Here is a 10,287-nt window from a genome sequence, read left to right as displayed (position 1 = left end):
AATCTATCGGTAGGTCACGCCAAGGGCACCCAACCCGCATGCGATATAACATTGCCTCCACTATCCTACGGAGATTGGGCTTGTCATAAATCCTGTGCTGTAGCATGATCTCCCTCAGCTTTGACCAACGCTCGTCATTGAGCATAAGTCTTAGCATTGCAAACTCGTTTTATACTTGGTATCTGAGCCGTTATATTATGAATTTGCTTTCATTAATCAATGAATTAGGTAGTTCAGCTTTTAATTTGACCATCTATTGATGCCGCGGACAAGCCGCGGCACGTAGGCGGCAGGTGAATTGTCAACAGACCCTATTATTTGTTAAAGTGAATAGTTCTATTTGTCGATACAATGGAGTACAAATTTCACTCTTTTACAGGAAAAGATATGTGTAAAAATGAGGACGATCCTTATAATTACCCTCTTAATGAACTAGAACCTTCACATCTTCAAGAAATTGTTAATCTATATCGTGGCTTCGCCCAGTACTATCAGAAAATTTCTCAAGAATCCAATAGAGTTATTGTAAATTGGCTATTTGTATTGAATACTGGTGGACTTATTTTTGTTATCCCATTATTTGATAAATTAACTAGTCGAATGATATCGCTTTTAGTAGCTGTACCCTTCTTAATTGGAATAGCGTTAATTTATTGGTCTATTGCCTCCGAAAAAAGTAAATTTGAAAAAATGAGTAATAAATTGGAGAAAATATTTATTGATTTCAATAATGAAAAAATTACCGCTAGATATTTTATTGAACAGGCTTATAGTTTACGCGGAACACGAATACCTTCATATACAGAATTTTGCTCATTAATTTTCTGGATTATAGGCGCAATGTTGGGATTTTATTTTTTATATACTATGCCTTAAAACGTAAGGCTCTAAAAATAGCATTTATAGATTGAATCAAATTCGTACGTCCATTATGTTTTACGGTGTTATAGTTAATGGTTTGATTTTCGTATTATTTATTGTCCCTTTGTTTCGACAATTTTCTATTGAATTTACTTGAGCTATCTTTTCTTCTTTCTAGGAAAAAATTTTTGCAGTTTATACCATGCTTTTTTAAACAATGAAATTGAGCTGCAGGTATACAATCTTATTTTAAAAACTCAGTTTTCCCATGCGCCTTCTTGCAAATAAACCTCTTGCGGAAGTTAAGCCTAACTCCAAAAGTTCTAAATATTTTTATGCTAGAGAGCAGGTCTTGCAAGTGTCATGAATTTTGTTTTTTCATATTTCCTAAAAATTATTAAATGCTTTAAGAAAATAATCTAGCCTACCCCAAAAGTTTCAATAGAAATTTAATATCCTACGCAACGTCCCAAAGTTTTTTTGATAGTTATCCCAATTGAACCTAAGTACAAATTTTTGCGATTACTTCGATCTGCCCCCTCTCCCGTGCTAGGAATTTGAATAGTATGATGATGCTTTTCGCGGGAGAGGGTTGGGGAGAGGGATCTCACGGATGGTCATTGACAATGAGAGATGGTCTCCTTGTTGGCTTTAAAGTAGAGCAGACTTGATAACCTCGAGAACTGATGTCGTTTGCTGAAAGATATTATGATTCCAAAAACGCAACACTTTAAACCCACGTGTCTTTAGCCAATCAGTACGCTTCATATCGTAAATTTGATTCTCCATATGTTGACCACCATCAAGCTCGATAATCAGTCGTTTTTCAAGACAGACAAAATCAACGATGTATACGCCTATTGGTACTTGTCTCTTGAATTTAAATCCAAGTCTATTCGCGCGAAGATAGTACCATAGATGCCTTTCAGCATCTGTGCTGTTTTTCCTTAAATCGCGGGCTCGCTGCCTTAACACAGATTTTTCCATTCCCTCTCCCTAACCCTCACCGCGAAAAGCATCATCATACTACTCAAATTCCTAGCGCGGGAGAGGGGGCAGATCGAAGTAATCGCAAAAACCTGGTGTTCAGATTCAGTCTAGATAACGATCAAAAAAATTTAGGGACGCTGCTTAATAAAATTAAGTAAATATAGGCTTCACAACCTAATCCTTTGTTATATTTAATAGAGTGAACAGGGCTCAATAGCGTAGCGACACATCTCGCAGGTTACTCTGAATGATGTATTGTAAATAGATGCGGCAAATCCTATACAACCTCATTAGACAACTTAGCCTCAGAAGCGGTATAATTTCGCCCACTTTTTTTACAGACAGAAAATTATGAATCATAAAGTGGGCTTTGTCAGTTTAGGATGTCCTAAAGCATTAGTTGACTCGGAACGAATCATTACTCAATTACGTGCTCAGGGCTACGAACTGGTATCCAGTTATCAAGATGCCGGGGTCGTTGTTGTCAATACCTGTGGGTTCATTGATGCGGCAGTGACTGAATCACTGGATACCATTAACGAAGCAATGGCAGAAAATGGTCGGGTCATTGTCACAGGTTGCCTGGGGGCTAAAGCTGAACTTATTCGTGAAGCCTGTCCTGATGTACTGCACATTAGCGGTGCCCATGCTTATGAGGAGGTCGTTCGTGCCGTACACCAACACCTACCACCACCTACTGATCCCTTCACTCAACTTATTCCGCCCCAGGGGATTAAATTAACGCCTAGGCATTACGCCTATTTAAAAATTTCTGAGGGATGCAACCAAAAATGCACTTTCTGCATTATCCCAAGTATGCGCGGAAAATTACAAAGCTATCCACTGCCCCAGGTACTCAGTGAAGCGAAACGATTAAAGGATGCAGGAGTACAAGAATTACTCGTGATCTCCCAAGACACCAGTGCTTATGGCATTGACACCCGCTATCAACCCGTCACATGGCAAGATAAAACCGTTAAAACCCAATTTTATGATTTATGCGAGCAGCTGGGTGAGCTAGGTATTTGGGTTCGTTTACATTATGTGTATCCTTACCCACATGTGGATGAAATTATCCCATTAATGCGCGACGGTCTTTTGCTACCTTACTTAGATATCCCACTACAGCATGCCAATTCGCGTGTATTGAAAGCAATGAAACGCCCTGCTAACAGTGAGAACACTTTAGCTCGCATTGCCCAATGGCGGGACATGTGTCCCGATATTACGCTTCGCTCAACGTTTATCGTTGGCTTTCCGGGAGAAACTGAAGAAGAATTTGAAGAACTGCTTGATTTCTTACACATCGCACGCCTAGATCGAGTAGGCTGCTTTCAATATTCGCCTGTCGAGGGTGCCAAGGCGAATGAACTGGCTAACCCTGTACCCCAAACAATAAAAGAAGAACGCTACCATCGATTTATGCAAGTTCAAATGGAAATCAGTCGCGCTAAATTAGAAGCCAAAATCGGTTCGACGCAAACGGTTTTGGTGGATGAAAAGAATGAAGAGCATATTATTGCACGCAGTAAAAGTGATGCGCCAGAAATTGATGGCGTTGTTTTCTTACCTCCTTCAGATCAGATCAAAGTAGGTGATAAAATTGAAGTGGTGATCACTGATAGCGATGATTATGATTTGTATGCCGAGATAATGGAGTAAATAATACCCTCTGGGGTTCATCCGGAAGCGGGTTTGACAATAAGGACAATAATGCCAATCCAAGAAACCAGCTGTGTGATCGATTTAATTGTTAAGAAACAAGAGAAAGCTTATATTCTCTTCGAAGACGAGCAATTTATTGCTTTTTTAGATCATCGTCCCCTCTTCCCTGGCCATACTCTTTTAGCCCCTAAAGCGCATTACAAAACACTTTATGATCTGCCTACTTCGCTGGTTAGCCCCTTGTTTATTTTAACGCAACACATTGGAGCTGCAGTCGAAAAAGCCATGGAAGCAAAGGGTAGTTTTATCGCTATGAATAATGTCGTAAGCCAGAGCATTCCGCATCTACATGTGCATATCGTCCCCAGAAATCAACATGATGGCTTAAAAGGTTTTTTTTGGCCAAGGACGAGGTATGAAAATGAAGAGCATATCGAAGACGTACTTGAAAAAATTAAACTCCATCTTAAGCAAGCCTAAATTAAGCTATCTTTATGGTATAACCTTCTTAAAAGGATAGACGTAATGAATGAAATGGATATTTTGAAATTATTTTATGACGAAATGAAAGCACAAGGCCTAACCCGTGATCAAGTGTTTTTAAATATTGATGAAGAGGCGGCTGGTATACTTTCAGTAAAATTAGGAATCCCCGTTAGCTTAGAAGAAGCACAAAAATTAACGGATACTTGTATTGCTAATGAGTGGATAGAACGTACAACGGTTGATCCCAATTATAATTATCTTTCTTTAACAGAAGCGGGACTTCAGGTTGTTTTAGCGAATATCTATTCATAATCTTATCCCTGATGAACTTGTGTTATTAGTCACACTAGGTTGAGCGGGCTTAAGCACGCGAACCGGAGCCATTGCCAATCGTTCCCCAAAAAAGTATGGCGTTCTATTTCGAGGACAGACATTTTCTTTTTGATATTCAGCAAAAAATTCGTGCCATTTTCTTTTAAGTGAAGTATCAGTAATTTTGATGCAAAAATCATATTCACTCGATTTTTCTAGGGATACTCCCTCCACATTACCGCGAACTCTCAGAAATTTTTTAAAATCTCTAAACCAAGTATAAATATCCAGTTTCCCCCCCATAATTTTTAAAGGTTCCACTTCGCGGATTCGCTGCTGCACTCTCACTAATGCGGCTTGCAAGGCACAAACATAACCCTGAGCATTATTTTGCTGTCCAAAGTTAGTATGATGGCTATTAATATCAATTCCCATGACACTATCCAAAAAACTTTTGATTGAAAAAATAGGACAACTTCCACCCTCCTGGATATAACCTTGTTGATTGCACGCAAAATACACATAACGAATACTTGGTCGAATTGGATCTCGAATAAAATAATTAATGGGTTTCGTATAAGGAACACCACTAAGAAGCTCTCTTAACCGATATAAACGGGTCCACTCCTGAGCTTCTCGACTATTTACCGGAGAGTAATCATCATTATCAAAACCGGGATCAGGCTCTCGATAAAAGGAAAGTAGCCGCTCTGTTTTAATTAATTCTCTCAATGTATTCTTCATGACAATTTGATAGAATTCCGGTTGAACAAAAGGATCAATATTGAGAGGCACCATCTCCCCTCCGATACTAAAAACAATAGGCCTTAATTTGGTCACATAAGTTCCCAAACAAGTTTTTGTCTTAAGATTTTGACCCCTAGACTGAGAACCTAAGTTATTTTCAATTTTAAAATAATCAAAATGATGAGGCTTATCATCAGGTCCAGCAAGCTGACCGTTCGCAAGAACTCCAATCTTGACTATGCGGAATATGGAAAAATGCCCTCGTGTTGGCCCACCGTGTAGAACAATCTCATCCGTATCCGATTGGCCTTGTTCGTCTGGAAAAAAGCGCATTGCTCTAAAAAAAGCATTAGGTTTAAGAAATGCATCAGAATTACCCTCAAGCAAATCCTCCGTATTATTCTGAATGGCTGTTAGTAGATACTTACAGTATTCTCGTGGTAACTCAGTAATCAAAGGGCAAGCACCGTTAATAGGATCTGATATTTTTAGTACATAACTAAAAAACTTTTCTTTAAGGGAGTGCAGAAAAACAATGTCTGATTTGAGGCTTTGCCGTAGATTTTGCTGATCATCATACGCTGCCAACCGCGTTGATGCGATTTGCAATCTGCGATAATCCACCGGCGATAACGTATAATGATTGATCTCAGCGAAAACACTTAATGATAACGCGTAAGCACTGCAAGCCGATTCATTGGTAAGATTGAGGGGGGGATCATTGTCATAATCCAAAAATAATTTATTAGCCCCATTCAAAATTAAAGCATTTTCGCTAACCGCTTGCAGCAATTGCCCTATACGCACTTCATGCGCCTTTAGTGATTCAAGATCAGTAGCAAGACTAATTTCAGAAAATGTACTCTGATAGTATCGCTTTTTTAATTCTTCTAAAAATGTCGGAGGCATTGCAATAACTTCGTTAGAGGTTAATGGATCAAAACCAATTTGAGGATAATAATGAGCAAAACGAACCATGAATGCAGGCCTTGCCTGTTTATTGGCTAAAGTGATATAAATATTAGCGGACGCCTTATATTTTATTTCCAGCTCATCGTTTAATCCCAGTTCAAAGAAATAATTATTTTTATAATTTTTAAACTGATTTCCATTCTGATTTTCATTAACCTCATCGGGAAAAGCTGATCGAAATTCTGAGCGAATCCGTGTCATTAAATTGTCATAATTTTCTTTCGGAAATACGACGCCTAGAGAGTTATCATGAGCCAGAAAATACCCTCTATTATCAGCAACAAATTGCGAGTTTATGAATGTAAAGGGAACTAAAGGGATAAACACACTATTGACTGTTTTCCCTTCGGCAAAAAGGCTAATCCCATAAGAAAGAAAACACCAATCTTTAAAATACATTATTTCTCTACGTTAACTATAAGAGTTCACTTTGGGCAAATGAAATTGCCAAAGGGATTGCCAATTCGCAGTTCTAATCGATGTCGTTTTAGAGCACTACTATGCGATCTTAAAAGACATATAGCTTATGGAAAAACTTCTCTGGCTTGAGGTAACTCCTGCTTCATCAAATCAATGGATTTGGATAACCCTTGCCAATAATGGATCGTCTTGGATAACATCTACCCTTCCTGTTAAAACTCAAAATAATCAGCTATTGTACATATTGTTTTTATTTTTTCAATTGAAGAATGACAAAGGCGATGTGCTTATACTAGGGGCTATTGCTGCATAGAATTAATTTCACTAAAGTGCAATTGAATGATTTTGGAAAGATGATTCACAGGTTGAGCCAAGGCCCAACCTATCTTTTATTTTGAGATGTAAAAAGTGAATAATCACTCGGCTTCAGTGGTCGGTTCCATCTGCGCCTTCCATAGACTCGATGAATTTGTATGTTCAGGTTCAGCACCTCGTCTAGATTGACGTTTTTCTTTTTTCAACTCTTGTAGAAGCTGTCGACGGAACGAGGGATAGTCCACTTCTAATGCATGTCTTATGTTAGCTTTAAACCTAGCACGTGATTTTTTTATTTCTTTATTAATTTTTTCAGGTAAATGTTTCGGACGTTCTAAATGACCCGCAATGATTTTAGCTGCAATTTTGGCTTGGTAGTCTGCTAGAGGCCAAATGCAACCCTGGGGTTGAAACAAACCAATAAAATAGAGATTTTTAAAATCAGCATGCATCATTTTTCGATAAAGAGGCACATTAACTAATGTGCTGAAATCGAGGAGTTGTTTATCAAAGAAGGGAAAACTAATTTGATAGCCTGTCGCAAAAATAATGACATCAAATTCATCCTGCCGACCATCCACAAAATGCACTGTATTCCCATCGAATCGATCAATAGCTCGACGCGGCTGAATTTTACCGTGCCTGATATAATAGAGCAGTTCAGAATTAATCGTGGGGTGAATTTCTTGCGGTTTACATTTCGGTTTTTCTAAATGATATTTTGGATACCTGCCTTGAATAATACGGATTATGGCAGCAGCTAATAATTGTTTCGGCCAATAAGGCATCCAATTCACAAAAGAAAACATAATATCCGTGGGTTTACCAAATACAAATTTTGGAAAAATATGTTGACCACGTCGTAAACTGATGCAGGTTTTTGGTGAGTGTCGTGAAATTTCTACAGCAATATCGCATGCTGAATTGCCCCCTCCCACGACAAGCACTCTTTTGCCCTTAAACGGTGCTGAACACTTGTATTGATGAGAGTGAAGGATTTCACCACTGAATTCACCACAAAATGTCGGCATTATTGGATCCCAATGATGCCCATTGGCGACTAACACATAATTAAAAATTTCTTCATGGATGCCCTTTTCATTCTTATAACTCACCAGCCATTCATTTTCAGATAGCGGGATAACTCTCTCGACGCAAGTATTGAATTGAATATAGTCATTAACACCAAAATGCTGCGCGTAATCCTCAAAATAACGCAGTATTTGACTATGCGAAGGATAATCAGAATACTCAAAAGGCATTGGGTAGTCTTCGAATTGGGAGAGACGCTTAGAACTAATGATATGAGTTGTTTCATAAACACTTGAGTGTTCATTCGTTTCGTCAAAAACCCAATTACCTCCCAAACGATGATTTTTTTCAAATACAGTAAAATCCGTTAAACCCTGTTGCAATAAATTTTTTGCAGTAGTGATACCACAAGGTCCAGCGCCAATGACACAAATTTTGGGTGAATTCTCAAGGGAAATTTTCATAATAAATACACTTTTACAAAAGCCTAGGCTAAGTTTAGATTTACACAGACACTGCTTTCTTTTTTATCACCACTCATTACTTCATCATGAAGTGGTTTTTTTATCTGCATCGCTTATAGCAGCCAACGAACGATTGATCATTAGATTCTGTATTTCTTCATCTTTATCGATAGTGAAATGATTCACTGCCACTTTTTTCAGCGTGGTTACATTAATATTTTCAATTTTTGTACGCGTTGGATCCATCGCTTTTACTCGCAATCCACTGAACATAGGTACAAAAGAGGGCTTGTAGATGTTCAGCACATGCTTCACATTGGGCGGTACTTCTAAAGGGGAAACAGCATCAATGGTAATCAGTAGATCCACTGGAATATTTGCCTTAGCAAGGTTTTTAGCCACCTTAATTTGCTCATTTGCCCCTAGAGAATGGCCTGCCAGAATGATCGGTCCTGGTAACTCTTTAGTCCCATAATTTTTAATAATATACTTGCTTAATTGATCGACTTTATACCAAACAGTACTCTCCGCTCGGATTCGGTATTTTCTTTCTAAAGTATTTTGTAATTGATTCATCCCCGTACTAAAGACACCTCCCAAACCTCCGCGCATTACAAAAACGCGCGCATTGCTTTTGAAGACATAATTTTTGTCTTTAGAAAGACTTTGAGTCGCAGCGAGGTCAATACATCCAGTTACAGATAGTGTTGATAACAGAAAACCTACATATAAAATCAGCTTGCCTATTTTATAATGACGTCGAGCTCCCATATTCACCCATTTCCTCTTTATTGTTTAGCCGATTCTACATAAATTTACTGACGGATAAAACCAATTGAGCATTCGCGGGAATGATACCTTTTTTGGCAAGGATAGCTAATGTCTATAGGAATGACTCATGGTAGCACCTGATTATCTTCCACCACTTCCACCAGCGCCACCACCTCCATGACCCCCAGCTCCGCCGGCAGCGCCACCGTAACCTTCTCCTTTATGAATGTAAGTGGAAGAATCCCCTGACTGTGTTTGGCATGCATTCAATAAACAAGTGGTAACTACCAGAACAAACAGAGCAATAATTGTGGATATCCTTGTTTTCATAAGAAAAATTCCTCTTTCAATCGATTTCACCCAAGACTATCACAAGGTTTTCATGGATATCCAGCATAAATGCGATCTATCTCCATATACTTAAACCGTACTGGCTTTCAAAAGGAGAATGTAAATCGCTTAAATTCGAGAACAAAAATTTCACTCTTAATCGATTAATGACCTAAAAGTAACAAATTAGTAAAGAATTTGTAAATTAATATTTTGTTAATTTTTTGATCTTATTATGCTAAAAATAGTAACTTTGTTGTGGATGAGATCATATGAAAACGCATGAAGTAAAGCCTGTGGAAGAGAAGAAAAATACAGGAGACGTGACTTTTTTTGGTGTGACTAAAGCTATCTTGGCAAATTTTACCCAAGCACAAGGCGAATGGCAGCGAAAAAAACACACTGGTGAAGAATACCCAGGTTACCATTGTCCTCACCGGGAAGAATTAGACACTAAACTCAAAAAACTAGATGATGATTCACATCATGTTTCAGTGTCTTCCGTGAATAATGGCCATGATGCGGCAAAAGTTCCACTGCATCCTAAAGCTAAAAAAGCGCTCCTTGAACAAGCCATTGAAAATGATTCAGAAAACTTGTCTCCCTATAGACCACATGCTTTATCGTATTTGCAAGAGAAAAGAAATGCCGAAGCATTCTACAATGCTTATAAGGATCCGGAATATCAGTCTTTTCGCAATGAAAATTTAGCAGGGTTTTTTATTCATACGGCTAAAGGTTTTGCTGAATCAGCGATGAACCAATCATTGCCTTCAGAAGAATTTGTTCCCAAATTCGGAACAAAAAGCGGAAATACTGATTAAGGTCTGGTGACATTTCACCTACGGCACGTAGCCGGCAGGTGAATGTCGACTGACCCTAATTAAATCTCTATTCGAATATCCCGTTTTATTTGCATGCA

At 38.4% G+C, this 10,287-nt stretch carries 11 protein-coding genes; 5 read left to right on the top strand and 6 right to left on the bottom strand.

The window, feature by feature from the left end:
• Nucleotides 1–157: transposase (locus B5D33_RS08750; protein ID WP_139364749.1), on the bottom strand; the 157-nt coding region annotated here is incomplete at its 3' end.
• A 230-nt stretch (nt 158–387) separates the two neighbouring features.
• Between B5D33_RS08750 and B5D33_RS08745 the strand changes: the two genes are divergently transcribed.
• Nucleotides 388–876 carry a hypothetical protein gene (locus B5D33_RS08745; protein ID WP_058451150.1) on the top strand — a complete coding sequence of 163 codons (489 nt, stop codon included), beginning with the start codon at nt 388–390 and terminating at the stop codon, nt 874–876.
• A gap of 636 nt (nt 877–1,512) precedes the next feature.
• Here the strand turns inward: B5D33_RS08745 and B5D33_RS08740 are convergent.
• Nucleotides 1,513–1,848 (bottom strand): endonuclease domain-containing protein, encoded by a 336-nt coding sequence (locus B5D33_RS08740; RefSeq protein ID WP_058451151.1) that lies wholly within the window; start codon nt 1,846–1,848, stop codon nt 1,513–1,515.
• Between the two features lie 354 nt (nt 1,849–2,202).
• On the opposite strand from B5D33_RS08740, the gene rimO reads away from it, so the two are divergent.
• From rimO to B5D33_RS08725, 3 genes are read left to right on the top strand one after another with little or no spacing between them, the layout of a single operon-like run.
• Nucleotides 2,203–3,513 carry a 30S ribosomal protein S12 methylthiotransferase RimO gene (gene rimO, locus B5D33_RS08735; protein WP_058451152.1) on the top strand — a complete coding sequence of 437 codons (1,311 nt, stop codon included), beginning with the start codon at nt 2,203–2,205 and terminating at the stop codon, nt 3,511–3,513.
• A gap of 51 nt (nt 3,514–3,564) precedes the next feature.
• Complete coding sequence (locus B5D33_RS08730) at nt 3,565–3,996, top strand: HIT family protein (RefSeq protein WP_058451153.1); 432 nt, start codon at nt 3,565–3,567, stop codon at nt 3,994–3,996.
• 45 nt (nt 3,997–4,041) lie between these two features.
• Entirely contained in the window at nt 4,042–4,314 is a 273-nt protein-coding gene (locus B5D33_RS08725; protein WP_058451154.1) for a hypothetical protein, read from the top strand.
• Here B5D33_RS08725 and B5D33_RS08720 read toward each other — a convergent pair.
• The 4 genes from B5D33_RS08720 to B5D33_RS08700 form a co-directional block, all read right to left on the bottom strand.
• Nucleotides 4,309–6,432: a hypothetical protein gene (locus B5D33_RS08720; RefSeq protein ID WP_058451155.1), complete on the bottom strand. Its 2,124-nt coding sequence runs from the start codon at nt 6,430–6,432 to the stop codon at nt 4,309–4,311. The two genes, B5D33_RS08725 and B5D33_RS08720, sit on opposite strands and share 6 nt — an antisense overlap.
• Before the next feature lie 437 nt (nt 6,433–6,869).
• Entirely contained in the window at nt 6,870–8,264 is a 1,395-nt protein-coding gene (locus B5D33_RS08710) for a flavin-containing monooxygenase (protein ID WP_058451157.1), read from the bottom strand.
• An 84-nt stretch (nt 8,265–8,348) separates the two neighbouring features.
• The gene (locus B5D33_RS08705) at nt 8,349–9,035 is read right to left on the bottom strand and encodes a hypothetical protein (RefSeq protein WP_058451158.1); all 687 of its coding nucleotides are present in this window, start codon (nt 9,033–9,035) and stop codon (nt 8,349–8,351) included.
• Nucleotides 9,036–9,176: 141 nt separating this feature from the next.
• On the bottom strand, nt 9,177–9,365 hold the full coding sequence (locus tag B5D33_RS08700) for a hypothetical protein (RefSeq protein WP_058451159.1): 189 nt from the start codon (nt 9,363–9,365) through the stop codon (nt 9,177–9,179).
• Nucleotides 9,366–9,637: 272 nt separating this feature from the next.
• On the opposite strand from B5D33_RS08700, the gene B5D33_RS08695 reads away from it, so the two are divergent.
• On the top strand, nt 9,638–10,189 hold the full coding sequence (locus tag B5D33_RS08695) for a hypothetical protein (protein WP_058451160.1): 552 nt from the start codon (nt 9,638–9,640) through the stop codon (nt 10,187–10,189).
• Nucleotides 10,190–10,287: the final 98 nt, after the last annotated feature.

The sequence above is a fragment of the Legionella maceachernii genome (genome assembly GCF_900167045.1).
Taxonomy (GTDB): domain Bacteria; phylum Pseudomonadota; class Gammaproteobacteria; order Legionellales; family Legionellaceae; genus Tatlockia; species Tatlockia maceachernii.
This window is presented reverse-complemented; position numbering and strand designations above follow the sequence as displayed.